We start from the raw sequence: 24,124 nt of genomic DNA, 5'->3' as shown, positions 1-24,124 counted from the left end.
AGCCGCACCGGGGTGCCCCGAAGGGCACAAACGTTCACCTGAAGCGATACCGGGCACACTGCCGGGACAATGTGGGAGACAATGAGGGTATGTCAATGCTTGGCCGTACCGAATCACGTGACCTGAAGCCAGGGCTTCCGCAAGGCGAGCTGCTCGGCAACTACCGGACCTACCTGGACGCGCAGAAAGTAGTGGACTATCTGGCGGACCAGGAGTTCCCCGTCCAGCACGTGTCTATTGTAGGCAATGACCTCAAGTCCGTGGAACGCGTCACTGGCCGGCTGAGCTATCCGAAGGTGGCGCTCTCCGGCGCGGCAACGGGTGCATGGTTCGGCCTGTTCGTCGGGCTCCTGCTGATGCTGTTCGGCGGTGGCGGAAGCTACATGCTGGTGCTCTCCTCGATGGCCATGGGCGCCGCGTTCTGGATCCTGTTCGGCGTGGTCAGCTATGCGTTTACCCGCGGCAAGCGGGACTTCACCTCGACCCAGCAGACGGTTGCTACCAGCTACGACGTCGTCGTCGCCACCGAGGTGGCGCACGAGGCTCGCCGGTTGGCCTCACAGCTGCCGATGCCCGGCCATGCCTTCCACCCTGGTGCACAGGGGCCGGGTCACGGGCAGCAGCCTCAGCAGCAGCCGCCGATGCCGGACCGTCCGGCGCAGTGGGGCGATCCGTACGAACAGCCCGGCCAGAACCAGCCCGGCCAGAACCAGCCCGGCCAGAACCAGGCCGGACAGCCAGGCATCCCGCCGCAGCCAGACAGCCAGCCGTCAGCAGGTGCCGGTGAGGAAAACGGCGGCGAGACAGCGGGTGCGCCGGTGCGGGGACGTTTCCCGGATCTGCCGGACGGCCGTCCCCAGTACGGCGTCCGGGTCACGCCGGAGCAGGAGCCGGGCCAGCCCGATGACCGCGGAGAGCCTTCCGGCAACCCGGAAGAACGGAAACAGGACCGGAATCCCGAGGGCCCCGCGGAGCAGCCGCGCCAGTAAGGCTGCCGGCCTCCTTCAGCGAAAACCAAACAGTAAGGGACGGATCCGCAACGGATCCGTCCCTTACTGTCTCTGCGTCTGGGTCCGGCTATTCCCCGGTGGGGCTGTAGATGCCGGCCATCCAGGACTCGACCTCGTCCGGCTTGCGCGGCAGGGCTGCGCTGAGGTTTACCGGGCCATCGGCGGTCATCAGGATGTCATCCTCGATTCGGATACCGATCCCGCGGTATTCCTCCGGGACCGCCAGGTCTTCGTTCTTGAAGTAGAGGCCCGGTTCGATGGTGAAGACCATGCCTTCCGTGAGGATACCGTCCAGGTACAGCTCGCGCTTGGCCTGCGCGCAGTCGTGGACGTCCAGACCCAGGTGGTGGCTGGTTCCGTGCGGCATCCAGCGCCGGTGATGCTGGCCGTGTTCCGAGAGAGCCTCTTCCAAAGGAACGGGCAGCACGCCCCACTCGTCCAGCCGCTCGGCCAGTACCGTCACGGCAGCCGTGTGCACATCCCGGAACTTCGCGCCGGGCTGGGCGGCGGCGAAACCGGCATCCGCAGCGTCCAGCACAGCCTGGTAGATCTTGCGCTGGATCTCAGTGAAGCTGCCGTTGACCGGAAGGGTGCGGGTTACGTCCGCGGTGTAAAGGGAATCGGCCTCGACCCCGGCATCCAGCAGCAGCAGATCGCCGGCGTTGACCCGGCCGTTGTTGCGGATCCAGTGCAGGATCGTTGCATTGTTGCCGGCGGCGGCAATAGTGTCGTAGCCGAGGTCGTTGCCCTCTTCGCGGGCGCGGGCGAAGAACGCACCTTCGACCACGCGCTCGCCCCGGTCATGGATGATCGCGCGCGGCAGGACCTTGACCACCTCATGGAACCCATTGATGGTGGCGGCTACGGCCTTTTTGATTTCTTCGATTTCCCACTCGTCCTTGAGCAGGCGCAGTTCGGACAGGGCTTCGGCCAGCAAGGCGTCAAGCTTGTCGGACTCTTCCAGATCCACACCCGTATTGATGCGGGAAGTATCAACGAGCGCGTCCACGTTCATGTCCACTTCGCGCAGCAGGCGGATACGCATGCCGCCGACGCTGACCACTCCGGCGCCCTTGGTGATGGCTACCTCGAGCTCACTCAGGTCCGCGGTATCAAGGTCCAGCAGTTGGCTGAGCTCGGGCAGGGTGGGCCGTGGGCCGATCCAGAATTCACCGTAGCGTGCGTTGGCGTAGAACTCCGGCGTATCCCGGCCTGACAGCGGGCGGAAATAAAGCGTGGCATGGTGGTGGCCGCCGTCGTCGCCCGTGCCTTCTGCCGTCGGTTCCAAAACCAGGACGGCTTCGGGCTCATGGTCCAGCCCGAGGCCGGTCAGATGGGCGAAGCCGGAATGCGGGCGGAACCGGTAGTCCGTGTCGTTGGAGCGGACCTTGAGCGGACCGGCGGGGATGACCAACCGCTCGCCGCGGAACTTCTCCGAAATGGCGCGACGGCGGCGCGCGGCATGCGCTGCCACCTCTGCTTTGGCGGGGGCCTGGGCGGTACTCGGTGCCCACTTGCTGCCCATGAAGTCCTTGAAAGCATCGGATTCCGGGCGCTGCGATCGGTTGTTTCCGCGCTCTTCGAGCGGCTGCCCTTCGGAAGCCTGCAGGGGGGCGCTGTTATTGACGTCTGTACTCACCGAACCATCGTCTCACCGGCGCGAAGCCCTGCCAAACGTTCCAGCACAGCATTCCGGTGCCGGTGCGCGGTAGATTAGTGGCGTGAGAATCGATCTGCACGCACACTCCACAGTCTCGGACGGCACTCAACCGCCCGCCGACGTCGTACGTTCGGCTGCCGCTGCAGGTCTGGACGTAGTCGCGCTGACCGACCACGACTCGACGGCGGGCTGGGAGCCCGCTTTCGCGGCTGCGCGTGAGTGCGGCATCGGGCTGGTGCCCGGCATGGAAGTGACATGCCACTCGGTGCAGGGGATCAGCGTGCACGTCCTGGCCTACCTGCACGATCCTGCCCACCCCGGGCTGTTGGCGGAAATCGGCAAGGCCCGGGACGCACGGCTGACAAGGGCGGAACGGATGGTCGAGCTGCTGGCGGAGGACTATCCGATCTCATGGGCGGACGTCAACGCCCATACCGCCCACGGTGCAACGGTGGGGCGTCCGCATATCGCTGATGCTCTGGTGGCGGCGGGTATAGTCTCCGACCGCAGCGAGGCATTCGCCCACATTCTGACGTCCCGGTCGCGGTATTACATGACGCACTACGCGCCGGAACCCGCACGCGCCGTCGAACTGATTAAGCAGGCGGGCGGCGTGGCCGTCTTCGCCCATCCCGTGGCCTCCAGCCGCGGCAGGGTTGTCGATGAGGAAGTCTTCCACGAAATGATCGACGCCGGGCTCGACGGCGTGGAGGTTGACCACCGGGACAATCCGGAGGACGGCAAGGCGTGGCTCCGGCGGTTCGCCGCCGAAAACGGGCTGCTGGTTACCGGATCCAGCGACTACCACGGGGCGGGAAAACCCAACCGGCTGGGGGAGAATACGACCTCTGTCCGGGTGCTCGAAAGGATCCTCGAACTGGGCAGGGGAAGTGCCGCCTACCTCCCGCAGCGGGACACAAACAACGGCTGACAGCCGCAATGGTGCTAAACTCGTGAAAGCACGATGCTTGCTTGTAGCAACGTTCCGATGACTTTGAGCCGGAAATGCACAAGTAGGAAGCATGAATAATCCCGTGGTCGGCTGAAGAACAGCCACTGCCTTGGCGGCGCGGAGGGATTCCGGCCGCTTTTTGTATGCTGCAGCGAATGCAGCTTGTTTTGGGTCCGGCGTCGTGCCGGACGGGAGTGCGCGCCTCGAATCCATCACCGGATTCAGATGTCCGCGGCCTTTTGACGAGGAACCGCCGGACGATACGTGGAAATAGAGCCTTGACGGCCGGCGCGCGTTGAATCTGGCAGGTGCCCGGTGAGCCTGTCATGAGGAGAGGAAACGAATGACGCCTGAGGCGGAGTTCTATCAACTGAGCGGTTGGACAGTAATCCTGCTGCTGGTGCTGTTTTACGGCGGCACACTCCTGATGTCCACACTCATCGGGAAAAAGAAGGAAAACGCAGACGGTTACATGACCGCAGGCAACAAAGTCGGCTTCGGTATTTCCGCGGCCAGCATGACGGCGACCTGGATCTGGGCGTCCTCCATGTACGCCTCGGCAACATCGGGCTACACCTACGGTATTTCGGGGCCGATCCACTACGGCCTTTGGGGCGCGCTGATGATTCTGTTCATCTACCCCTTCGGCAAGCGCATCCGCAAGGTAGCGCCAAAAGCCCATACGCTCGCCGAGGTTATGCATGCCCGACACGGTCGTTCCAGCCAACTCATGCTGGCCGGTTCGAACGTCGTCGGGAGCCTCATCAGCCTCACCTCGAACTTCATCGCCGGCGGTGCTCTGATTGCGTTGCTGTCACCGTTCAGCTTCTCCCAAGGCATCATCGTGATTGCCGCCGGCGTACTGCTCTACACGCTGTGGTCCGGCTTCCGGGCTTCCGTGATGACGGACTTTGCCCAGGTCGTCGCCATGCTGGGCGCCGTCGTCGTAATTATTCCGGTGGTCTTCTTCTCCGCCGGCGGTCCCGACATGTTCGCCCAGGGTGCGGCGAATCTGACACCGCAGCAATCCAACTTCTTCTCCTCGGATGCATTCCTGAACCAGGGTGCGCCGTACATCGCCGCCGTGCTGGCCTACGCCATCGGCAACCAGACCATTGCCCAGCGGCTCTTCGCAGTGCGTGAGGATCTAATCAAGAAGACCTTCGTCACCGCGACGATCGGTTACGGTGCCACCATCATCGGTATCGGCATGCTCGGCGTCATGGCGCTGTACCTGGGCATTTCACCGTCCGGCGGCGACACCAACAACCTGATTCCGCAGATGGCCTCCACCTACCTGGGGCCGATCCTGCTGGGTGTCTTCCTGATCATGATCATCGGCGCTCTGTCTTCGACGGCCGACTCTGATCTGGCCGCGCTGTCCTCGATCATGATGGCGGACATCTACGGCCAGAACATTGCCAAGGGCAAAGCCAATCCGAAGACCATGCTGATGGTCGGACGCATCACCATGATCGTTGCCACCGCCGCTGCGCTGTATTTCGCCAGCGGACAGATGAACATTCTCGACCTGCTGGTCTTCGTTGGCGCACTGTGGGGCGCGCTGGTCTTCCCGGTGATCGCCAGCTTCTACTGGGGCAAGGTCACCAACAAGGCGTTCACCGTTTCGGTGCTGGCTGCACTGGCCGTCTTCATCCCGGTCCGCTTCGAGTGGTTCCCGATGGACGGCGCCACCGGCATCGTCTTCGACGTGGTCTCCGTGGTGGGCATCGGCGTTGTGCTCGGACTGATGTCCTTCGGCTTCTTCGGGCTCAAGGCGGCCAGGATCATCGGTGCCCTTGGCGCGCTGGTTGCGGCACCGTTCGTCATTGGCTTCCTGCATGATTACACGGTCCTGACCGGTTCGCTGGTGGCCTACGCCGTCAGTACCGTGATCTGCTTCGCCATGTCGGTGCGCAGCAAGCAGGACTTCGACTTCGATCTGATCAAGCAGCGCATCGGCGATTACGACACGGATCCCGAGACGGAACCGGAACTCGACGCTACCGCTGCCGGCACCGCTGGAAGCGGCACCGGAAAGTAAAGGAGACACCAATGGATAGCACCATGCTTTTGACCATTTACGTACTGATGTGGCCGGTGATCGTCGGCGGAACCCTGTTCATGATCTGCAAGGGATTCTTCCGTGACTGGGTCGAGGCCCGTAGAGAGGGCCGCTCCATAATTTAGCGATCCGCTGCCAACAAAGGCGGCCGGACAGTTCAAAACTGTCCGGCCGCCTTTGTTATGCCTGCAGCACGCAGGCTTGGTGAATGTTCAGGTCCTAAGGTGCGGGTGCTGTTCCGGGCCGCACTACAGAAGCCTGGGGCGAGAGCCGCTTGTCCATGACCTCGATGGCCTGCGGGTTCTGGTCCACGCAGACAAAGCGCCGTCCCAGCTGTCCCGCCACTGCGCCGAGAGTGCCCGAACCGGCAAAGAAGTCCAGCACCCAGTCGTCCTTGCGGCTGCTGGCGGCGACAACGCGCCGGAGCAGGCCCTCGGGCTTCTGCGTGGGGTAGCCGGTCTTTTCCTTGCCTGTGGGCGAGACGATGGTATGCCACCAGACGTCGGTGGGAAGTTTGCCTCGGGCAGCCTTCTCCGCGGTGACCAGACCCGGGGCCATATAAGGCTCGCGGTCCACCTCGGCATTGTCGAAGTGGTAGGTGCGAGGGTTCTTCACGTAGACCAGGATGTTGTCGTGCTTGGCCGGCCAGCGGTTTTTCGCGCGGCCGCCGTAATCGTAGGCCCAGATGATTTCGTTCAGGAAGGACTCGCGGCCGAAAAGGGCATCCAGCAGCACCTTGGCGTAGTGCACCTCGCGGTAGTCCAGGTGCAAATACAGCGTGCCGTCGTCGGCGAGCAGCCGCCACGCCTCGGCCAGCCTGGGCTCAAGGAAGGACCAGTAGTCATCGAACGCATCATCGTAGCTGGAGAGCATGCCCTTGATGGTCTGGTAGGAGCGGCCCTGGAATCCCACCCGGTCGCCCTCGCCGTCGGCGCTGCGGACCATGGACAGCTGCTGCCGCCGCTGGGACCGGCCGGTGTTAAACGGCGGGTCGACGTAGATGAGCGTGAAGGCGCCGTCCGGCAGCGTCGGCAGGAACTCCGCGTTGTCCGCGTGCACCACCAGATTGCCGCCGTCCGGCGACCACAAAGAGCCGGGCCCGTGCCCGGAGACAGTCTCCGCCATAACTGAAGAGGTATCCGTTTCTCGTCCGGTGCTGCCGGTTATTCCGTGTTGCCGGCGCCGGCGGCATCCGGTGCGTTGACCACTTCGCCGTTGCGCCGCCGGGTACGGCTGCGGCTGCGGCGCGGACGGGCACTTTCACCCTCGGTCTTGGTAGTGTTCTCGGCCTGGGCCGGGCGCTCGGTGGCCGTACGGCCGGCAGTTTCCTCGGTTCCGGACGAACGACGACGGCGCCGGCGGCTTGCGTCGGAAGGTTCGGTCGCACTGGATCCGCCTTCGGAACGGCCTTCGCCGCGGCCGCGGCTGCCATCGCGTTCGGAGCCACGGCCGCCCTGGCGGCCGGAATCACGTCCGCCGTGCTTCTTGCCGGTTTCGCCGAGGTCTTCAAGTTCTTCGGCGTCGATGCCCGCGAGCTTGCGCTGGTTACGGGGCAGGCGGCCCTTGGTTCCCTCGGGAATGTCCAGATCCGTGAACAGGTGCGGAGAAGAGGAGTAGGTTTCCACCGGCTCCGGCTGGTCCAGGCCCAGGGCCTTGTTGATGAGCCCCCAGCGGGGAACATCGTCCCAGTCCACGAACGTGACCGCGGTGCCCTTGTTGCCGGCACGGCCGGTGCGGCCCACGCGGTGCAAGTAGGTCTTCTCGTCTTCCGGGCACTGGTAGTTGATCACGTGGGTAACGTCGTCGACGTCGATACCGCGGGCAGCGACATCGGTGGCAACGAGCACGTCTACCTTGTCGCTGCGGAAGGCACGCAGCGCCTGTTCGCGGGCACCCTGGCCCAGGTCGCCGTGGATGGCGCCGGCGGCGAATCCGCGGTCAATCAGTTCTTCGGAGACCTTGGCGGCGGTGCGCTTGGTCTTGGTGAAAATGATGGTCCGGCCGCGGCCGCGGGACTGCAGGATCCGGGAGACAACCTCGGTCTTGTCCAGGTTGTGCGCACGGTAGATGACCTGGCGAATGTCCTTCTTGGTGATGCCCTCGTCGTCCGGGTCCGCGGCGCGGATGTGCGTCGGCTGCGTCATGTAGCGGCGCGCCATGGCGACAACGGGGCCGGGCATGGTGGCGGAGAAGAGCATGGTCTGCCGGATGGCAGGGGTGGCGGCGATCAGCGTTTCGACATCGGGCAAGAAGCCCAGGTCCAGCATTTCATCCGCCTCGTCGAGGATCACGATGCGCACGTTCTTCAGGTTCAGGTGCTTCTGCCGGTGCAGGTCGATCAAACGGCCCGGCGTTCCGACAACCACTTCGACGCCCTTGGCCAGCATCTCGGTCTGCGGCTCGTAGGCACGGCCGCCATAGATGGTGGCGATGCGCGCGTTGCGGTAGCGCGAAGCGGTGGTGAGGTCCTTGGCCACCTGCACGGCAAGCTCGCGGGTCGGAACGATGACGAGCGCCTGCGGGGCGCCGGGGACGGGCAGCTTGTCGTAGCCGTCGTCTTCAGGACCGACGACGCGCTGCAGCGCGGGAATGCCGAAGCCCAGGGTCTTGCCGGTGCCGGTCTTCGCCTGGCCGATGATGTCGTGGCCGTCGAGTGCCACGGGCAGGGTCATGGACTGGATCGGGAAAGGGTGCGTGATGCCGGCGTCGAAGAGCGAGCGGACGATGTCGGCGCGGACGTTGAAGTCTGCGAAGGTCTGCTGCGGAATCTCATGCGGACGCTCGTCGGAAGCGAGGCTGGCCTCGACTTCGATTTCTTCAAGGCTGTTTTCCGCATGGAGCAGGTTGTTCTGGTCCACGAGGGAATTCTCAGTGTTCAATTAAATACCATTCAAAATAAGGCGCCTGGGCCCCGGTGCTCAACGACACGGTCATCTGACGGCCGTGCGGAACTGTCCGGTTGCGTGACGCAGCCAGTGGAAGCCGATCGCGGGCTAACAACTGCGTGCCGGTGCAGGCCATCGTGGCCATGCCGGCGGGTTAAAGATCGCGTAGGTGCGGATCTGTTGATGAAATTTACTAACAATCAACGACCGGGCATCCAGTTCTACATGTCCAGTCTACCGGCTGGGAGCAAATCGGCTGCCGGCCGTCTGCGTGACGCGGCCGCGCGGACCGTTCAGGCCGGACTGATCAGCTCGAACCGGACGGTGCGCTTCTCGATATCGGCCTCGACCAAGCGGGCCCTGATGGCAGTGCCAGCCTGCAGTTCGCCGTCGCAACGCGCACTGACAGCGGGATCACTGATTTGGATAGTGCCGCGCGGTACGGCTTCCTGGCGGCCATTTCCGTTGGCATTGTGGTTCGAGTGGTTGTTCGAATTACGGGCCGAGATAACCACGGCGCCGAATTCCTCGCCCACCCGGTGGCTGAGCAGGGCCGCTTCCACCGCGTCCAGTGCCGCACGTTCCAGCCGTCCGGACAGCTGGTCCGCGGCCGCCATCAGTTGGGGGAGCTCAGGCAAGGCCTGCCGGGCCCAGCCCGGCACCTCTGTCTTGGCGCAGAGCGCTTCGCAGATGACCAGGACAAAGCGGTCCACCAGGCGGCGCAGCGGCGCGGTGGTGTGGGCGTACGGTGCAGCGATCGCGGCCTGGGTCTGCTCCTGCGGCACCTCGCCGTCGAACGGTGTGTAGCCGGCGCCGCGGAACAGCGATCCGGCGGCGTCCATCAACGCCAGCTGTTTCGGATCCGCGGTATCGAGCCCGCGGAGATATTCGCCATAGGCAATCCCCTCCGGCCAGGGATGGCCCAGCGCCTTGGTCTGGCGGCGGAAGCGGGCCTCCGACTCCTCGTCCGGAGCGCGCATGGTGCGCAGGATTCCTACCTTGCCCTCAAGCATGATTTCCGCCGCCGCCATGCCGGTCATCAACGAAATCTGGGCGTTCCAATCCTCGACCGGCCGTGCCGGCCGCGCCACGATGAAGTAATGGCGGCCGTCATGGGCTATTTCCTCATCCGGAAGGTTCAGGCTCGCGCCGCCGCGCTGCCGCTCCAGCTCGATGCGCTTGAGCCCTACTTCCTTGAGCAGCTGCAGGTAGACCGGTGCTTCGCCGGAATCAATGTCCTGCTGGACCTGTTCGTAGTTCAGCTTGGCGCGGCTGCGCATCCTGGCCCGTCGCAGCGACACGGTACTGACAACGGCGGCGGCGCCGAGCTCGAATTCCCACACGAAAGCGCTGCGGTCCTGGTCCGGGAGGAGGCTGCCGGCGTCTTCGCTGATCACCGGCGGGTGCAGCGGGATGCGTCCATCGGGAGCGTAGATGGTCTGGCCGCGACGCCGCGTCTCAGCATCAAGTTCACCGCCGGGAGCAACAAAAGCGGGAACATCGGCGATGGCGTACCAGAGCCGGTAGCCCTCGCCGTCGCGCTCGATATACATCGCCTGGTCCAGGTCGGTGGAGCTTGGTGGATCAATGGTGACGAAGTCCAGCCCGGTCAGGTCCACGGCAGGCATGGACTGTTCCGCCACAGCCTTCTCGGCCTCTGCGAGGACCGAAGGGCAGAACGCCGCGGGAAGTTCCAGCTCAGTGCGCAGTTCCCTCAGCACACGGGCGAGCAGATGCTGCGATTCATTAACTTTGGCGTCAACGTGTGAATACGGCACAGGCCCAGCCTATCGCCAGAGCGCCGCAGGTGGGGCGTTAGGGTGGTGTTCATGAGCTCCAAAAGACCCTTCCCCGCTGATCGTCCGACCACCAGCAACGGGACAGGAACGGAACATCTGCAGCATGTCATCGATCTTTATGGCGTCATGGCCTACGGAGAGCTGTCTGCCTTTGAGCGATTCTCCTCGGATGCACGGTTCTCCCCGACGTTGAAAGACCGCGCTGATCTCGGGCGCCTCGCCGTCATCGAATTCGGGCACTTTGAACTTGTCAGCGCCGAGCTGGCGCGCCTCGGTGTCGACGTCCAGGCCGCCATGGCGCCCTTCCAGGCGTCGGTCGACGCGTTCCACGAGCGGACGCGGCCCGGGGATTGGTACGAATCGTTGATGAAGGCCTACGTCACCGATGCCGTTTCGGGGGATTTCTACCGTGCGATCGCCGACCGGCTGGATCCCGATACGCGTGCGCTGGTGTCCAGGATCAAGGAAAACGGGGACCAGCTGGTCTTGCTCACCGCCCGGCTGCGCAGGGCGCTGGAGCATGATGAGCGGCTGGCCTCGAGGCTGGCCCTGTGGGGCCGGCGGCTGGTCGGCGAGGCGCTGACGCAGGCGCAGCGCATCGGGATTGAACGCGCTTTCCTGGGCGCCCTGCTGGGACTGGACGAACCTTCCTCCCAGCAGGCCGTCACCGCGAAACTCTTCGCGGAACTGACCCGGAACCATTCCCGCCGGATGAATGCCCTGGGCCTGACCGCCTGAAAGTTCAGTCTGTCCGGCCGGCCGGACCAGCGGTTACAGCGGCGGCAGCGCTGACTTCAGCGCGCGGGCGGCCTCGGCCGGATCATCGGCATCGGTGACGGCACGGACGACGACGACGCGTTTGGCTCCGGCATCCGTCACCTGGCCGATGTTGTCCAGATCGATGCCGCCGATCGCAAACCACGGCTTGCCGGAACCCGTCTGCGCCTGCTGGGCGGCAGTAAACTCCACCAGCTGAAGACCGACGGCGGCCCTGCCCGGCTTGGTAGGGGTAGCCCAGAGCGGCCCGGTGCAGAAATAGTCCAGGGCGTCATCGGCCAGGGCAGCTGCGGCCTGTTCCGGAGTGTGGGTAGAGCGGCCGATTGCGGCCGTGGGGCCAAGCACCGACCGCGCCGCGGCCGGCGGCAGGTCCTGCTGGCCGACGTGGAAGACCGGCGCCGCGGCCACCGCAGCCAGATCCGCCCTGTCATTGACGGACCACGGCTTCGAATGACGGGCGGCAACGTCGGCGAGCACGCCGAGCAGCTCCAGCTCTTCGGCGGCATCGAGGGACTTGTCCCGCAACTGGATGATGTCCACACCGCCGGAGTATGCGGCATCCAGGAACTGCTCGAAGTCTCCGCGGTCGCGGCGGGAGTCGGTGCAAAGGTAAAGCTGGGCAGAGGAAAAATCCATACCAGCAACCATAATGGCAAACTGCGCAACGAACTCCGCGGTTCCCGGGCAGCGGTTTGCGGCGGGATGTGACGCTGGCGAAGTCCTGGATATGGCTACACTGGAGAAAACACTGCGGGAGCCTGACTAGGCGGCACGTGCGGCAATCGCCGGCGGCCGACAGGCTGAGAGGGTGCCTGGCACCGACCGTCGAACCTGATCCGGGTCATGCCGGCGTAGGGAAGGAACCTCAAAGTTGTCCAAACATGTTGCCGTCATCGGCGCAGGCATTGTCGGACTGGGAATCGCTGCAGAAGCCACCCGCCGCGGCCACCGTGCCACCATCATCGATCCCGCGCCCGCCGCGGGCGCCACCTACGCCGCCGCCGGCATGCTGGCCCCGGTCAGCGAGCTGCACTACCAGGAGGAGCGGCTGCTGGCGCTGACCCGCGAGTCCGCCCGGCTTTACCCTGGGTTCGTTGCGGGGCTGGGGGAGACCGGCTACCAGGAAACCGGGACCTTGGTTGCCGCTTTCGACGCCGCGGACCGCGCCGCGCTCGCGGACTTGAAACAGGCGCAGCTGGCCGAAGGACTCGAGGTCCACGAAATCACCAGCCGCGAGGCCCGACGGCTCGAACCCAGCCTGGGTCCGGCTCTGACCGGCGCTTTCTACGCACCGGGAGACCACCAGGTGGACCCGCGGGCCCTTTCCGCAGCGTTACTGAAGATGCTGCGGTACTCAGGCACCGCCGTCGTTAGTGAAGCGGCAGCCGGACTTATCGCTGATGCTGACGGCGCGGTTGTTGGCGTGCAGTTGGCGGGCGGTGAGGTCATGGCGGCCGACGAAACGGTGGTCGCGAACGGGCTTGCGGCCGCAGCACTGACAGGCCTGCCCGAGGGGCTGGTGCTGCCGCTGCGTCCGGTGTACGGGGACATTCTGCGGCTGCGCGTCCCGGCGGGCCTGCAGCCGTTCCTCACCTCCACAATCCGGGGCATCGTACGCGGGCACCCCGTTTACCTTGTCCCGCGCGGGGACGGCACGGTGGTGATCGGAGCGACCCAGCGTGAGGACGGATCGGCGGATGTGTCGGCCGGCGGGGTGTATCAGTTGCTACGCGACGCCCAGACGCTGGTGCCGGCCGTGGCGGAACTCGCACTCGAAGAGATGACCTGCCGCGCCCGGCCGGGAACACCGGATAATGCGCCGCTGCTGGGGCGGGTGGCGGCAGGGACGGAAGACCTTCCGGGCTTGGTAGTTTCCACCGGATTCTTCCGCCATGGAGTGCTCCTGACTCCGGTGGCGGCCAGGATCTGCGCCGACCTCATCGACGGAGTGCAAATCGCCGCCGAGCTACAGCAATTCAATCCCGACAGGTTCAGCAATATGACCAAGGAGAGTCACGCATGAAGATCACCGTCAACGGCAGTCCGCACACCTTGCCGACCGCGCCGACACTGCTCGAACTGGTGGCCCGGACCACCGGCCGCGAATTGACCGAGGACGGGCGACCGGCCGACGGCGGACGGCTCGGCGTGGCTGTGGCACTGAACGCGGAGGTGGCGCCGCGCGGAAGCTGGGCCCGGACCATGCTCGCGGACGGCGACGGCGTGGAACTTGTGACCGCAGTACAGGGAGGCTAAATAATGGACGAACTGATGATTGACGGAGTTCCCCTCGGATCGCGCCTGATCATGGGTACAGGCGGCGCGCCGAGCCTGGACGGCTTGGGCGAGGCCCTGCTGGCTTCCGGAACAGAACTCACAACGGTAGCGATGCGCCGCTACGCGGCCGGCACCGGCACTTCGGTCTTCGACCTGCTGGAGCGCCATGGCATCCGCGTGCTCCCGAACACGGCGGGCTGCTACACGGCACGGGAGGCGGTGATGACCGCCGAACTGGGGCGCGAAGCCCTGGAGACGAACTGGGTGAAACTCGAAGTCATCGCCGACGAAGAGACGCTGCTGCCCGACGCGGTGGAACTCGTGGAGGCAACCGAAGCATTGGTCAACCGCGGATTCAAGGTCTTCGCCTACACCAATGACGACCCTGTGCTGGCCCGCCGGCTCGAGCTGCTGGGTGCCGCCGTCGTGATGCCGCTGGGTGCTCCTATCGGTACCGGACTGGGAATCCTCAATCCGCACAACATCGAGTTGATTGTCTCGCGCGCCGGGATTCCGGTAGTGCTGGACGCCGGCATTGGCACGGCGTCGGATGCGGCACTGGCCATGGAGCTCGGCTGCGACGCTGTCCTGCTGGCTACGGCAGTGACCAGAGCCCAGCACCCGGTCCGCATGGCCGAAGCCTTCAAACATGCGGTCATCGCCGGTAGGCTGGCGGCAACAGGCGGCCGGATTCCCAAACGGGAGCACGCATTGGCTTCATCATCATTTGCAGGCCGCCCGGATCTCTAGCCACAGGAGGAGCAATGGGCGCCGAGGACAAGCTGAACAGCAAGCAGATCGATGAACAGCTCAGGACGCTGCCGGATTGGCGCCACAGCGAGGGGGCGCTGGTTACCGTGTTCAAGCTTGAGAACGGACGGGCTGCACTGGATTTCATCGCCGGGGCCGGAGAGCTGGCGGAAGAGGCCAACCACCATCCGGACCTCGACTGGCGCTACAACAAGGTCTTCATCCGATTGACGTCCCATGATGCGGGGTCAGCAGTAACAACCCGCGACGTCGCTGCAGCCACTTCGTTGAGTGAGCTTGCCGTCCGCCTGGGAGCCACCGCCCAGCCGGACAAATATCCGGCCTGACTGCCAGGCACCCCGTCCGGCGGATCAGCGCAGGGCTTCGGTCAGGCGCTCCACATCCGCGGCGACGCGACGGCGTCCGACCAGGAACACCGTGAGCCAGGCCACGGGAACGGTCAACACCATGGGCAGCAGCCAGCTCAGATAATCCACGCCGGGCTGGGAGCCAAGGCCTGCGAACATCAGGATGAGCCACAAGATGGTGGCTGCCACGATGGCCGAGGCCGGCAGCAGCAGGACGCCGTAGGCGTGGCGCTTGTTGTCAATGCCCCACGCGCTCATGCCCACGGCGGCTGCCACCAGAATGATCAGTACGAACTGGACCATTAGTGCTGCTTAGTTAAAGAGCCCCGAAGCCGACCTTGCGCGGCTCCTCTGCGCCGATCTCCACATAGCCGAGGACATTGGTCGGGACGATGACCAGATTGCCCTTGCTGTCCTTCAGGCGCAGTTCGGCGCCGCCGTTCATGGCACGGGAAACCATTTCGGCAACTTCATCCGCGGACTCGTCGGACTCGACGACGATCTCGCGGCCGACGTTCTGAATACCAATCTTGATTTCCACTACTGATGCCTCCTGGTGTGCGAACGATGTCTGATTCGAAATCTATCTTAGGATTCCTTCGGGAACCGTGAAATTCCGCGCCAAGCTAAACGGTAGATCAAATCGACGGCGGTATCACGCTCAAGCTCGTTATCGGCCTGGAGCCAGTAACGGGCGCTGATCTGGGCCATGCCGGCCAACGCCCGCCCCAGCAATGTCGCCTCCACGTCCGAAAGTTTCGTATCATCGGCGATGACGGCGGCAATGGCGCTGGCCAGCTGGGCGTTGAAGTCCTCCAGACGTTTGCTGACGTCCGGATCATTGTTCAGGTCCGATTCGAACACCAGCCGGTGTGCCTGGCTCTCCTGTGAAATGAAGCGGTAGTAGGCGTCCATGGTGGCATGGACGCGCAGCTTGTTGTCGTTAGTGGAGTTCAGCGCAGCCATCAACATGGCCGTGAGCGATTCCAGATGGTGGTCCAGCAGTGCCAGGTAGAGCTCCCGCTTGCCCGGGAAATGCTGGTAAAGCACGGGCTTGCTGACCCGGGCCGTCTCCGCGATCTCGTCCATGGCGGCGCCGTGGTAGCCATTGGCGACAAAAACTTCGTGCGCTGCCTGGAGCAGCTGGCGCCGGCGCTCCTCACGGGGGAGGCGGGCAGGCTTGGCCGCCGGCCGGGAATCAGTACTCACTGTCTTCGGACCTCATCTGGCACCGGATTGTGGCCGTGCGCCGATATAGCAGGAAATCTTGACTATCGTTCTCCAGCCAGTTTACGCGTCGGTAATACAGATCAATTCATCTATTCTGCCAACCTGCGCGCGTCGGCGTAGATTGGCACTATGAATACGCAGGAATCAGTGTTGTTGCCGCCGCTGGTGGAGCCCGCGGCGGAGCTGACGCAGGCCGAGATGGAGCGCTACTCGCGGCACCTGATCATTCCCGAAGTCGGGATGGCCGGACAGCTCCGGCTGAAGAACGCCAAGGTCCTCGTCATCGGTGCCGGCGGGCTGGGTTCTCCGGCCATGCTGTACCTGGCGGCGGCCGGAGTGGGCCGGATCGGCATTATTGACGATGATGTGGTCGAGACCAGCAACCTGCAGCGGCAGGTCATCCATACCGTCGCCGATCTGGGCCGTACCAAGGCGCAGTCGGCGAGGGACAGCATCCTGGACCTCAACCCCGGAATCGACGTGGTGCTCCATGAAGTGCGGCTGGACAGGTCCAACGCGCTGGAGATCTTCGCCGGCTATGACGTGATTCTGGACGGCACGGACAACTTCGCCACCCGTTACCTGGTCAATGATGCCGCCGCAATCCTGGGCAAGCCCTATGTTTGGGGGTCGATCCTGCGATTCGACGGGCAGGTCAGCGTTTTCTGGGACAAGTACGGGCCGAATTACCGCGACCTCTACCCCGAAGCTCCGCCGGCGGGATCCGTGCCTTCCTGCGCCGAAGGCGGCGTGTTGGGCGTGCTCTGCGCACAGATCGGTTCCGTCATGGTCAACGAGGCCATCAAACTGATTACCGGCATTGGCCAGACGCTGTTGGGCCGGGTCCTGATCTTCAACTCGCTCCAGATGAGCTGGCGCGAACTGCGCGTGCGCAAGGACCCGGACGGTGAACCGATCACCGAGCTGATGGACTACGAAGCGTTCTGCGGTGTGGCGCCGGGAGCCACGGTGGATGCCGGCCATACGGTCTCTGCGCCCGAACTGGCGGCCATGCTCCAGTCCCGCGGACAAGGCCCCGGAGACTTTGAGCTGATCGATGTACGCGAGCCGGGGGAATTCGAGATCGTCAGCATTCCCGGTGCCACGCTGATTCCGAAAGGGCGGATCCTGTCCGGAGAGGCCTTGGGCGAATTGCCCCGGGACCGGGACCTTGTCTTCCATTGCAAGGCCGGGACGCGTTCGGCCGAGGTGCTGCAGAATCTGCTGGACCACGGCTATACCCGTGTACGGCATCTCGACGGCGGCATCCTCAGCTGGGTGCGTGAAGTGGAGCCGGAGAAGCCGGTGTACTGAGCCGGAAGGCTCAGGCGGTGGCGGCCTGTTCCCGGCTGCCGACCGTATGGTCAACGGGGCAGCTGTCTTCGCCGGCCGAGCGGGCCGGCGCTGCGGCGGGTTCTGCAACGCTGATGCCGTAGAGCGCATCAAGGGCCGCGATGTATTGGTCCTGCTGGCCGTTGGCGGCGAGCTCGCGGGCGCGCACCGTCGGCAGGTGGAGCAACTGCTTGACCATCCGCCGCATGGCGAATTCCACTTCCTGGGCAGGGCCGGTGCAGCCGTGCTGGTTGCGGACCTTCTCCAGTTCCGTTTCCAAGACCGCCATAGTGTGCCGGCGCAGTGCGACAATCGCGGCGTCCACGGAGCGGACCTGCTGGCTTTCCTCGAAGGCCCGGGCGGCGTGGTCCACGATCTTTGCTGCCTGGTTGACCGACTCTGCCTGCTCTTCCGGAGCGGCCAGCCGGACGGACTCCAGCGTGATGAGCTCGACGCCGTCCAGTTCGCCAACAGCGGGATCGAAATCGTGGGTCAGGGCTAAGTCGATGATGGTCAGCGGTTTGGCTTCGGTTTCGCGACCGGCGGCAACTTCGGCGGCGCTGATCTGGCGGTCGCTGCCGCTGCAACCGATGACAACATCCGCAGCGGCGACGGCGGCGCCCAACGTCTCTTCCGTCAGGGGGAAGCCTCCGCGGGTCTCGGTGAACGGCCGCGCGCGGCCGGAGGATGAGTAGACGGAGATACCGGTGCAGCCGCGTTCGCGCAGCAGCGCCATGGTGGCCCCGGCATACGCCCCGGTACCGAAAACGACGACGTTCTTGGCTGCCCAGTCGCGGTCTTCGGCCAGATCGGTGGCCAGGTCCAGGGCGACGGATACGATGGAAAGCCCGCGGCCGCCCAAAGCAGTCTGGGCGCCAACGTCTTTGGCGGTGCGGGAAGCGGTCTGGAACAGCCGCACGAGTGCCCCGCTGGCGGTGCCCTCCTGCTGCGCCTCGTTGAGGGCACGGCGTACCTGGCCGGCGATTTCACGCTCGCCTACAACAGCAGAATCGAGACCGGCGCCGACGGCAAAGAGGTGGCGGGAGACCTCGGGGCCGGTATTGGTGGTGAAGGAGCGGGCAACCAGGTTTTCGTCCAGCCCGGAACGGTCGCTGATCTCGGAGATGACGGCCCTGCGTGCGGCGTCAATGTCGGTTTCGGAACCGGTTTCACAGTAGATCTCGACGCGGTTGCAGGTGGCAAGGACCACGGCGCCGGAGATTGGGCTCCCGTCCTTGAGCATGCTGGAAGCGACCTGGGAGGAGCCGGCACTCAGGCGGGCTACCGTTTCCAGATCAAGATCGGAATGGGTCGCAACCAAGGATAGTAAAACCACAACGCCTCTTATCTTAGCCCGTAGGGACTTCCAGTTCTTCTTAGGATTGCCTGTTTACCTTGGGTTCACCCAATCCGGGCAGGTGACTTTTGCCACCATCCCTGTCCTGAGACGGCCGCGTTGGCCTTGAGCGCGCGGGTGGAGCAGAATCTATAAGCATGACGTTGAATGCTTCCCACCCCTTGATGGATGGCCGGACTTCCGATTCTGCCCTGATTACCGCTTACCGCGGCGGGAAGCCCGACCGGCGGCCGGTGTGGTTCATGCGGCAGGCCGGCCGCTCGCTGCCGGAGTACCGCGAGCTGAGGCAGGGGATCGCGATGCTGGATTCCTGCCTGAACCCGGAGCTGGCCGCCGAAATCACGCTGCAGCCCGTGCGGCGGCACGATGTGGACGCCGGAATTTTCTTCTCCGACATCGTTATTCCGCTGAAGCTGGCGGGGGTAGACGTTGACATCGTTCCCGGTGTTGGCCCGGTCCTGGGTAGCCCGGTGCGGACCGCCGCGGACGTCGCGAACCTGCCCACCCTGACCGATGAAGCGCTGGAGCCCATCCGTGAAGCCGTGAGGCTCTCCGTCAATGAACTGGGGAAGAAGCCGTTGATCGGTTTCGCCGGTGCGCCGTTCACTCTCGCGGCCTACATGGTGGAGGGTAAGCCATCGCGTGACCACCTGGGCCCGCGGACCATGATGCATGCCGAACCGGAAACGTGGCGGGCCCTCACTGACTGGGCGGCGGACGCCTCCGGAAAGTTCCTCCGCGCCCAGCTCGAAGCCGGAGCCAGTGCCGGACAGCTCTTTGACTCCTGGGCCGGCTCGCTGGGCCTGGACGACTACCGCCGCCACGTGGCGCCGGCTTCCTCCCGCGCCCTGGACCACGTCCGCGACCTTGGCGTTCCGCTGGTGCACTTCGGTACCGGCACCTCCGAACTGCTGATTGCCATGCGCGATGTCGGCGTCGACGTGATCGGCGTGGACTACCGTCTGCCCCTGGACGAGGCCAACCGCAGGCTGGGCGGCACGACCCCGCTGCAGGGCAATATCGATCCGGCGTTGCTGTCCGCACCGTGGGAAGTGCTGGAACGGCACGTCCGCGAAGTACTCGCCGCCGGTGCCGCGGCTCCGGGGCACGTGGTCAACCTGGGGCATGGTGTCCCGCCGGAGACAGACCCGGATGTGCTGACCCGCGTGGTCAAGCTGATCCATTCGGTGGACCTGTAGCCATGCCGCACCACCAGCGTCCCGACGCCGGGCACCCGGACCGCGCTGACTCCCGCAGCACCCCGCGCACGGGCCACCTGCCGGCACTCAAGGCTCCCACCGCCGTCGTTGTTGGCGGCGGTATCGCCGGACTGGTCGCCGCGCGCGAACTTGCGATGCAGGGCGTGCAGGTCACCGTGCTGGAAGCAGCCGCGGAATTCGGCGGCTGCGTGGCGCGGCACGAGGTGGCGGGCTTTACGTTGGACGCCGGTGCGGAGTCCTTCGCAACACGCTCGCAGGCCGTCTCGGGGCTGGCCGGGGAACTCGGACTGGGGGAGAGCATTGTGGCCCCCGACCCGGCCGGCGCGTGGGTGAAGTTGCCCGGCTCGGCCCAGCAGCTGCCCAAGACCGGGCTGCTGGGCATTCCGTCGGACCCCACCGATCCGCAGATTGTGGCGGCGATCGGCCGCAAGGCTTCCCTGCGCGCTGCGGCGGACCGCATGCTGCCGCTGGGGAACCTGCTGGGCAAAGACGAGCTGAGCCTGGGCGAACTGGTTCGCGCCCGCATGGGCAGCACAGTGCTCGAGCGGCTCGTGACCCCGGTGGTGGCCGGCGTCTATTCCGCCGATCCGGATGTGCTGGACGTGGACTCGGTGGCCCCTGGCTTGCGTGCTTCGGTGGCAACCCACGGCTCGTTGCAGGCCGCGGTGGGCGCCATGCGCAAAGCGGCCCCGGCGGGCTCAGCGGTGGCCGGAATAGCGGGCGGCATGGGCCGGCTGACCGAGGCCTTGCTGGCGGATCTGAAGCGGCGCAAAGTCCAGTTGCACGCCTCCTCGCCGGTGAAAACAATTGCAAAGCACGACGGCGGCTGGCGGGTCGCAACCGCGGACGGGACCTTTGACGCTGCCGGGCTGGTGATGGCGGCGGACGGCGTCTCCGCGGTGACGCTGCTGCAGGAATCCATCCCCGGGATCGCTGACTTGAAGCCTGCCCCAGGGCCCTCGGTGGCACTAGTGACGCTGGTGGTGGACCAGCCGGAGCTGGATGCCAAGCCGCGCGGCACCGGGCTGCTGGTAGCGCCGGGGGTCGAAGGTATCAAGGCGAAGGCACTCACGCATGCCACGGCCAAGTGGCCCTGGCTCGCGGACGAAACCGGCCCGGGCAGCCACGTGCTGCGCCTGTCTTACGGCAGGGCGGTTGGACAGGCGGGCACCGCGGAAGCGGAAGACTTCACCGGTTGGCCGGACGAGAAGCTGTACCGCCAGGCGCTGAGCGATGCCACGGCGCTGATGGACACTCCGATCACCGATCCGGATGTGCTGGGTTGGAAGGTGGTCCGGTGGGTGGGCGCGCTGCCGTCCGCCACCGTGGGACATCGGGACAGGGTGGCCCAAGTGCGTGAGCTTGCTGCCGACGGGAGCCACCTGCAGCTGACCGGTGCCTGGCTGGCCGGAACAGGGCTGGTGGCCGTGGTGGCCGACAGCCGGACCCGCGCACGCCAGCTCGCGGCAGAACTGAAAGCCGCGGCGCCGTCGTCGTCCTGAATTTCTTCTACAATGGGTAGAAGATCCGTTTTCGACTAATAACTACTGAAGAAGGCAGACTGTAAGCATGAGTGAAACGTCCACGTCCGGATCCGCCAACGCCGTCGAAACCCCGGGCGAAGAAGAGCTTTTCTACACCCTCTGGACCGTGTTCAAGCGGTCCGGTGCGGACATTGCGGACTCCGCCGTTGCCGACTTCGAATCCGCCGTCGCCCGCCTCGGCGATGCCGGCGTCACCCTGCGCGGTGCCTACGACGTCTCCGCCATGCGCGAAGACGCCGATGTCATGATCTGGCTCCACGGCTCCAAGCCGGATGAGCTGCAGGCGGCCGTGCGCATCATCCGCCGCACCGCGCTGTTCGAAGAGACGGACATCGTCTGGTCCGCCATGGGTGTCCACCGCGACGCCGAGTTCACCAAGAACCACTCGCCGTCCTTCGCGCTCGGCAAGGAACCCGAAGCCTGGCTCTGCGTCTACCCGTTTGTGCGCTCCTACGAGTGGTACCTGCTCCCGGCCGAGGAGCGCGGTAAGATGCTGCGCGACCACGGCATGCTCGGCCGCGATTTCCCGCAGGTACTCGCCAACACCGTGGCGTCCTTCGCGCTGGGCGACTGGGAATGGATCCTGGGCCTGGAAGCACCGGAACTGATCGACCTGGTAGACCTGATGCGGCACCTGCGCTACACCGACGCCCGCAACCACGTCCGCGAGGAAATCCCGTTCTACACCGGCCGCCGCATCAGCCCCGCCGAGATTGCCGAGGTACTGCGGTGACCACCGCCGAAACAAACTTCGATCCGCGCGCGGGCGTGGACGAAAACGGCAGGATGGCGCCGAAGAACTACGATGCCATCATCCTGGCGTCCTTCGGCGGCCCCGAGGGCCAGGAAGACGTCATCCCGTTCCTGCGCAATGTCACACGCGGACGCGGCATCCCCGATGAGCGGCTCGAAGAGGTATCCCACCACTACCGCGCCAACGGCGGCATCAGCCCGATCAACGCGCAGAACCGGGCGCTCAAGGCGGCTATGGAGGCCGAGCTGGCCAGCCGCGGGATCGATCTGCCGGTGCTCTGGGGCAACCGGAACTGGGCGCCCTTCATCGCCGATACCTTCCGCGAAGCGTACGACGCCGGCCACCGCCGCGTGCTGGCCGTCACCACCAGCGCCTACTCCTGCTATTCCAGCTGCCGCCAGTACCGCGAGGACTTCGGCGTGGCGCTGGTGGAGACCGGGCTGGAAGGCAAGCTGGAAGTGGACAAAGTCCGCCAGTACTTCGACCACCCGGGCTTCGTGGAGCCGTTCGTCGAGGGCGTCGCCGAGGGGCTCGCCGCGGTGCGCGCCGACCTCGCCGCCAAGGGCGAGCCGGACGCGCCTGTGCACATCATGTTCGCTACCCACTCCATTCCCATGGGGGACGCCGAGGCAGCCGGGCCGCGCCTGGCTGACGGTGCCGAGTACGACGGCGGCAGCGCTTACGTTGCGCAGCACCTGGCTGCCGGCCAGGCCGTGCTGGACCGGATTCCGGAGGCCGCCGGCGTCGCGCATTCGCTGGTCTACCAGTCCCGGTCCGGGGCGCCGCATGTGCCCTGGCTGGAACCGGACATCAACGATGCCCTCGAAGAGCTGGCCGCGCAGGGCGTCAAGGGCGTAGTCATTGTCCCGCTGGGCTTTGTCAGCGACCACATGGAAGTGATCTGGGACCTGGACACCGAGGCGCTGGAGACCTGCGGCAAGCTCGGCCTCGCCGCCGCCCGCGTGCCGACTCCGGGCGTGCACAAGAAGTTCGTTGCCGGCCTGGTCGACCTGGTCTGCGAACGGACCGCCGAGAACAACATTGCCGAACGCGCCGCCACCACCAAGCTGGGGCCGTGGATGGATGTGTGTTTCCCCAACTGCTGCACCAACCGCCGCGGCGAAAAACCCACGGTTGCCGGCATGGATTCCACCGTAGGAGTACCCGCACCGTGACAAGCACCGTCCGCATAGGAACCCGGGGCAGCGCCCTGGCCGTCACCCAGACCACCACCGTGGCCGAAGCCCTTGCCGCATCCGGCGGGGTGGACTACGAGCTGGTCCGGATCAAGACCGAGGGCGACATTCTGAAGGGTTCGCTGGCGCAGATCGGCGGTACCGGCGTTTTCGTTGCGGCCCTGCGCGAGGCCCTGCTCGATGACCGCTGTGATGTGGCCGTGCATTCGCTCAAGGATCTGCCCACCGGCGCGGCCGATGGCCTCCGGATCGCGGCGTATCCGGCACGCGTCGATGTGCGGGATGCGCTGTGTGCCCGGGACGGACTGACCCTGTCCGGGCTGCCCGCGGGTGCGAAGGTCGGCACCGGTTCCCCGCGCCGCGCCGCCCAGCTGCGTGCCGCCCGGCCGGACCTGCAGGTCATCGATATCCGCGGCAACGTGGAGACCCGGCTCGGCCGCGTCCGGGGGATGCACGGCCCCGAGGTCATCGAGGGGAAAAAGGGCGACCTCGACGGCGTGGTCCTTGCAGCCGCAGGCCTCAGCCGGCTGGGCCGGACCGAGACCATCACCGAACTGCTGGATCCGGCCGTCATGCTGCCGGCCCCGGGACAGGGCTCGCTGGCCGTGGAGTGCCGTACAGCCGACGCCGCGGACGGAAGCGCGCTGGCCAAGGCGATGCAGGATTACGACGACGAGGCCACCCGCCTCTCGGTGACCGCCGAACGTGCGCTGCTGGCCCGGCTTGAGGCCGGCTGCAGTGCGCCCATCGGTGCGCTGGCGACGCTGGCCGGGAGTGTGCTCCGGCTCGAAGCGGTAGTGTGCCGGCCTGACGGAAGCCGCCTGCTGCGCAGCAGCCTGGAGACCAACAGCCCGGATATGGAAGCCGCGGCAAGCCTGGGAGCCCGGCTGGCCGAGGACCTGCTGGCCCGGGGAGCCGGAGAACTGACCCCCTTGGCAGGCAGCTGAG

Annotated in this window: 24 protein-coding genes and 1 riboswitch; of the genes, 15 read left to right on the top strand and 9 right to left on the bottom strand. The window is 65.6% G+C overall.

Annotation, left to right across the window (positions count from 1 at the left end; all coding sequences use genetic code 11):
- The first annotated feature begins 95 nt into the window (after positions 1 to 95).
- A complete protein-coding gene (locus tag B0G38_RS09910) occupies positions 96 to 989 on the top strand; it encodes a YflT domain-containing protein (RefSeq protein WP_264669282.1) in 894 nt (297 codons plus the stop codon).
- An 88-nt stretch (positions 990 to 1,077) separates the two neighbouring features.
- Here B0G38_RS09910 and B0G38_RS09905 read toward each other — a convergent pair whose 3' ends face one another.
- Complete coding sequence (locus tag B0G38_RS09905) at positions 1,078 to 2,649, bottom strand: aminopeptidase P family protein (protein ID WP_264669281.1); 1,572 nt, start codon at positions 2,647 to 2,649, stop codon at positions 1,078 to 1,080.
- A gap of 82 nt (positions 2,650 to 2,731) precedes the next feature.
- Between B0G38_RS09905 and B0G38_RS09900 the strand changes: the two genes are divergently transcribed.
- The 3 genes from B0G38_RS09900 (at position 2,732) to B0G38_RS09890 (ending at position 5,812) form a co-directional block, all read left to right on the top strand.
- Positions 2,732 to 3,601, top strand: a complete 870-nt coding sequence (locus tag B0G38_RS09900) for a PHP domain-containing protein (RefSeq protein WP_264669280.1) — start codon at positions 2,732 to 2,734, stop codon at positions 3,599 to 3,601.
- A gap of 364 nt (positions 3,602 to 3,965) precedes the next feature.
- Positions 3,966 to 5,666 (top strand): sodium:solute symporter family protein, encoded by a 1,701-nt coding sequence (locus B0G38_RS09895; protein WP_264669279.1) that lies wholly within the window; start codon positions 3,966 to 3,968, stop codon positions 5,664 to 5,666.
- 11 nt (positions 5,667 to 5,677) lie between these two features.
- Entirely contained in the window at positions 5,678 to 5,812 is a 135-nt protein-coding gene (locus B0G38_RS09890) for a putative transporter small subunit (protein ID WP_264669278.1), read from the top strand.
- Between the two features lie 94 nt (positions 5,813 to 5,906).
- Here the strand turns inward: B0G38_RS09890 and B0G38_RS09885 are convergent, their stop codons facing one another.
- The 3 genes from B0G38_RS09885 to B0G38_RS09875 all read right to left on the bottom strand — a co-directional run bounded on the left by B0G38_RS09885 (position 5,907) and on the right by B0G38_RS09875 (position 10,350).
- Positions 5,907 to 6,812 carry a DNA-methyltransferase gene (locus B0G38_RS09885; protein WP_264669277.1) on the bottom strand — a complete coding sequence of 302 codons (906 nt, stop codon included), beginning with the start codon at positions 6,810 to 6,812 and terminating at the stop codon, positions 5,907 to 5,909.
- A gap of 38 nt (positions 6,813 to 6,850) precedes the next feature.
- Positions 6,851 to 8,530: a DEAD/DEAH box helicase gene (locus B0G38_RS09880; RefSeq protein WP_413542053.1), complete on the bottom strand. Its 1,680-nt coding sequence runs from the start codon at positions 8,528 to 8,530 to the stop codon at positions 6,851 to 6,853.
- Between the two features lie 335 nt (positions 8,531 to 8,865).
- Positions 8,866 to 10,350, bottom strand: a complete 1,485-nt coding sequence (locus tag B0G38_RS09875) for an RNB domain-containing ribonuclease (protein ID WP_264669275.1) — start codon at positions 10,348 to 10,350, stop codon at positions 8,866 to 8,868.
- A gap of 51 nt (positions 10,351 to 10,401) precedes the next feature.
- On the opposite strand from B0G38_RS09875, the gene B0G38_RS09870 reads away from it, so the two are divergent.
- Positions 10,402 to 11,109, top strand: a complete 708-nt coding sequence (locus B0G38_RS09870; RefSeq protein ID WP_264669274.1) for a ferritin-like domain-containing protein — start codon at positions 10,402 to 10,404, stop codon at positions 11,107 to 11,109.
- Between the two features lie 33 nt (positions 11,110 to 11,142).
- Here B0G38_RS09870 and thiE read toward each other — a convergent pair whose 3' ends face one another.
- Positions 11,143 to 11,784 carry a thiamine phosphate synthase gene (thiE, locus tag B0G38_RS09865; protein WP_264669273.1) on the bottom strand — a complete coding sequence of 214 codons (642 nt, stop codon included), beginning with the start codon at positions 11,782 to 11,784 and terminating at the stop codon, positions 11,143 to 11,145.
- 104 nt (positions 11,785 to 11,888) lie between these two features.
- Positions 11,889 to 12,023: riboswitch (TPP riboswitch) on the top strand.
- On the opposite strand from thiE, the gene thiO reads away from it, so the two are divergent.
- The 4 genes from thiO (at position 12,020) to B0G38_RS09845 (ending at position 14,522) form a co-directional block, all read left to right on the top strand.
- Positions 12,020 to 13,171 carry a glycine oxidase ThiO gene (gene thiO, locus B0G38_RS09860; protein WP_264669272.1) on the top strand — a complete coding sequence of 384 codons (1,152 nt, stop codon included), beginning with the start codon at positions 12,020 to 12,022 and terminating at the stop codon, positions 13,169 to 13,171. It overlaps the preceding riboswitch by 4 nt.
- Positions 13,168 to 13,404: a sulfur carrier protein ThiS gene (gene thiS / locus B0G38_RS09855; RefSeq protein ID WP_264669271.1), complete on the top strand. Its 237-nt coding sequence runs from the start codon at positions 13,168 to 13,170 to the stop codon at positions 13,402 to 13,404. Before thiO ends, thiS begins: the two co-directional genes overlap by 4 nt.
- A 3-nt stretch (positions 13,405 to 13,407) precedes the next feature.
- On the top strand, positions 13,408 to 14,175 hold the full coding sequence (locus B0G38_RS09850) for a thiazole synthase (RefSeq protein ID WP_264669270.1): 768 nt from the start codon (positions 13,408 to 13,410) through the stop codon (positions 14,173 to 14,175).
- 14 nt (positions 14,176 to 14,189) lie between these two features.
- Positions 14,190 to 14,522: a 4a-hydroxytetrahydrobiopterin dehydratase gene (locus B0G38_RS09845; protein ID WP_264669269.1), complete on the top strand. Its 333-nt coding sequence runs from the start codon at positions 14,190 to 14,192 to the stop codon at positions 14,520 to 14,522.
- Between the two features lie 24 nt (positions 14,523 to 14,546).
- On the opposite strand, the gene B0G38_RS09840 is transcribed toward B0G38_RS09845, so the two are convergent.
- The 3 genes from B0G38_RS09840 to B0G38_RS09830 are packed head-to-tail and all read right to left on the bottom strand — an operon-like array spanning position 14,547 to position 15,752.
- Positions 14,547 to 14,846: a hypothetical protein gene (locus B0G38_RS09840; RefSeq protein ID WP_169993931.1), complete on the bottom strand. Its 300-nt coding sequence runs from the start codon at positions 14,844 to 14,846 to the stop codon at positions 14,547 to 14,549.
- 13 nt (positions 14,847 to 14,859) lie between these two features.
- Entirely contained in the window at positions 14,860 to 15,084 is a 225-nt protein-coding gene (locus B0G38_RS09835; protein ID WP_074701505.1) for a DUF3107 domain-containing protein, read from the bottom strand.
- A gap of 47 nt (positions 15,085 to 15,131) precedes the next feature.
- Positions 15,132 to 15,752, bottom strand: coding sequence for a TetR/AcrR family transcriptional regulator (locus B0G38_RS09830; protein ID WP_264669268.1), 621 nt, complete (start codon positions 15,750 to 15,752; stop codon positions 15,132 to 15,134).
- 150 nt (positions 15,753 to 15,902) lie between these two features.
- Between B0G38_RS09830 and moeB the strand changes: the two genes are divergently transcribed.
- Positions 15,903 to 17,087: a molybdopterin-synthase adenylyltransferase MoeB gene (moeB, locus tag B0G38_RS09825; protein ID WP_264669267.1), complete on the top strand. Its 1,185-nt coding sequence runs from the start codon at positions 15,903 to 15,905 to the stop codon at positions 17,085 to 17,087.
- Between the two features lie 10 nt (positions 17,088 to 17,097).
- Here the strand turns inward: moeB and B0G38_RS09820 are convergent, their stop codons facing one another.
- Positions 17,098 to 18,441 (bottom strand): glutamyl-tRNA reductase, encoded by a 1,344-nt coding sequence (locus B0G38_RS09820; protein WP_264669266.1) that lies wholly within the window; start codon positions 18,439 to 18,441, stop codon positions 17,098 to 17,100.
- A 158-nt stretch (positions 18,442 to 18,599) separates the two neighbouring features.
- Here B0G38_RS09820 and hemE point away from each other — a divergent pair, with 158 nt between their 5' ends.
- The 5 genes from hemE to hemC all read left to right on the top strand — a co-directional run bounded on the left by hemE (position 18,600) and on the right by hemC (position 24,123).
- Positions 18,600 to 19,661 (top strand): uroporphyrinogen decarboxylase, encoded by a 1,062-nt coding sequence (gene hemE, locus B0G38_RS09815; protein WP_264669265.1) that lies wholly within the window; start codon positions 18,600 to 18,602, stop codon positions 19,659 to 19,661.
- 2 nt (positions 19,662 to 19,663) lie between these two features.
- A complete protein-coding gene (hemG, locus tag B0G38_RS09810; protein WP_264669264.1) occupies positions 19,664 to 21,184 on the top strand; it encodes a protoporphyrinogen oxidase in 1,521 nt (506 codons plus the stop codon).
- Positions 21,185 to 21,251: 67 nt separating this feature from the next.
- Positions 21,252 to 21,959: a hydrogen peroxide-dependent heme synthase gene (hemQ, locus tag B0G38_RS09805; RefSeq protein WP_264669263.1), complete on the top strand. Its 708-nt coding sequence runs from the start codon at positions 21,252 to 21,254 to the stop codon at positions 21,957 to 21,959.
- 53 nt (positions 21,960 to 22,012) lie between these two features.
- Positions 22,013 to 23,155 (top strand): ferrochelatase, encoded by a 1,143-nt coding sequence (locus B0G38_RS09800; protein ID WP_264669311.1) that lies wholly within the window; start codon positions 22,013 to 22,015, stop codon positions 23,153 to 23,155.
- On the top strand, positions 23,152 to 24,123 hold the full coding sequence (gene hemC / locus B0G38_RS09795; protein ID WP_264669262.1) for a hydroxymethylbilane synthase: 972 nt from the start codon (positions 23,152 to 23,154) through the stop codon (positions 24,121 to 24,123). Before B0G38_RS09800 ends, hemC begins: the two co-directional genes overlap by 4 nt.
- Position 24,124 lies beyond the last annotated feature (1 nt).

Source organism: Crystallibacter permensis (assembly GCF_025960875.1).
In the GTDB taxonomy this organism is placed as follows: Bacteria; Actinomycetota; Actinomycetes; order Actinomycetales; family Micrococcaceae; genus Crystallibacter; species Crystallibacter permensis.
Note: the sequence above shows the minus strand (reverse complement) of the source record. Positions and strands in the feature narration are given on the sequence as shown.

Coding starts and splice junctions, on each gene's coding strand:
- moeB (WP_264669267.1), top strand. CDS start 15,903: ATGAATACGCAGGAATCAGTGTTGTTGCCGCCGCTGGTGGAGCCCGCG.
- thiS (WP_264669271.1), top strand. CDS start 13,168: ATGAAGATCACCGTCAACGGCAGTCCGCACACCTTGCCGACCGCGCCG.
- B0G38_RS09895 (WP_264669279.1), top strand. CDS start 3,966: ATGACGCCTGAGGCGGAGTTCTATCAACTGAGCGGTTGGACAGTAATC.
- B0G38_RS09800 (WP_264669311.1), top strand. CDS start 22,013: ATGGCGCCGAAGAACTACGATGCCATCATCCTGGCGTCCTTCGGCGGC.
- B0G38_RS09870 (WP_264669274.1), top strand. CDS start 10,402: ATGAGCTCCAAAAGACCCTTCCCCGCTGATCGTCCGACCACCAGCAAC.
- hemE (WP_264669265.1), top strand. CDS start 18,600: ATGACGTTGAATGCTTCCCACCCCTTGATGGATGGCCGGACTTCCGAT.
- B0G38_RS09840 (WP_169993931.1), bottom strand. CDS start 14,846: ATGGTCCAGTTCGTACTGATCATTCTGGTGGCAGCCGCCGTGGGCATG.
- B0G38_RS09910 (WP_264669282.1), top strand. CDS start 96: ATGCTTGGCCGTACCGAATCACGTGACCTGAAGCCAGGGCTTCCGCAA.
- B0G38_RS09845 (WP_264669269.1), top strand. CDS start 14,190: ATGGGCGCCGAGGACAAGCTGAACAGCAAGCAGATCGATGAACAGCTC.
- hemG (WP_264669264.1), top strand. CDS start 19,664: ATGCCGCACCACCAGCGTCCCGACGCCGGGCACCCGGACCGCGCTGAC.
- B0G38_RS09890 (WP_264669278.1), top strand. CDS start 5,678: ATGGATAGCACCATGCTTTTGACCATTTACGTACTGATGTGGCCGGTG.
- B0G38_RS09850 (WP_264669270.1), top strand. CDS start 13,408: ATGGACGAACTGATGATTGACGGAGTTCCCCTCGGATCGCGCCTGATC.
- thiE (WP_264669273.1), bottom strand. CDS start 11,784: ATGGATTTTTCCTCTGCCCAGCTTTACCTTTGCACCGACTCCCGCCGC.
- B0G38_RS09885 (WP_264669277.1), bottom strand. CDS start 6,812: ATGGCGGAGACTGTCTCCGGGCACGGGCCCGGCTCTTTGTGGTCGCCG.
- hemQ (WP_264669263.1), top strand. CDS start 21,252: ATGAGTGAAACGTCCACGTCCGGATCCGCCAACGCCGTCGAAACCCCG.